The sequence below is a fragment of the Cupriavidus sp. 8B genome (assembly GCF_054589115.1).
Genome location: NZ_BAAILO010000458.1, coordinates 1 through 727, shown reverse-complemented (window position 1 = coordinate 727; position 727 = coordinate 1). Strand labels below are relative to the sequence as shown.

Annotated in this window: 1 protein-coding gene; it reads left to right on the top strand. The window is 58.7% G+C overall.

Translation table 11 applies throughout. The annotated features are described in order from the left end of the window. The coding region (locus ACYP5B_RS43600) for an aldehyde dehydrogenase family protein (protein ID WP_459573771.1) at positions 1–727 on the top strand (727 nt) is incomplete at both ends.

Below are 727 nucleotides of genomic sequence, written 5' to 3'. Positions count from 1 at the left end.
ATCCTGCGAGACAAGGCGGAAGAATATGCGCAGATTATCACGCTGGAGATGGGAAAGAGGATCGCCGAAGCACGCGCCGAAGTGAAGTTATCAGCAAATATCCTCGACTACTACGCGCAGCGCGCACACGAGTTCCTTGAGCCGCAACAAGTGCCGGAGGTGTCCGGCGCCAAAGTCCATGTTTATCCGGTTGGAATCCTGCTGGGTGTCGAACCGTGGAATTACCCGTACTACCAGATCGCCCGCGTTGCCGCTCCGCAGCTCATGGTTGGCAATGTACTCATCTTGAAGCATGCCGAAAACGTGCCGCAATGTGCACTGGCGTTTGCTCGACTGTTTGAAGAAGCGGGTGCGCCCGCGGGGGTCTACACCAGCGTCTTCGCGTCGATTGACCAGGTCGGGAGGATCATCGACGATCCACGCGTGCGCGGAGTAACCCTCACGGGCAGTGAAAGAGCCGGCGCCGCTGTTGCTGAGCGGGCCGGGCGCAATCTGAAAAAAGTCGTACTCGAACTCGGTGGCAACGATGCCATGATCGTCCTGGAGGATGCTCCACTCGAATGGGCCATCGATACCGCGTTAATCGGACGGACGCTGAATTGCGGACAGGTTTGCGTTGGCTCGAAACGCATCATCGTTGTCGGCAAGCAGCGCGGCGAGGAATTCCTCAGCGGCTTCAAAAAGGCCATGACCGCCCTGCAGGCTGGCGACCCTGCGGACGCGAATA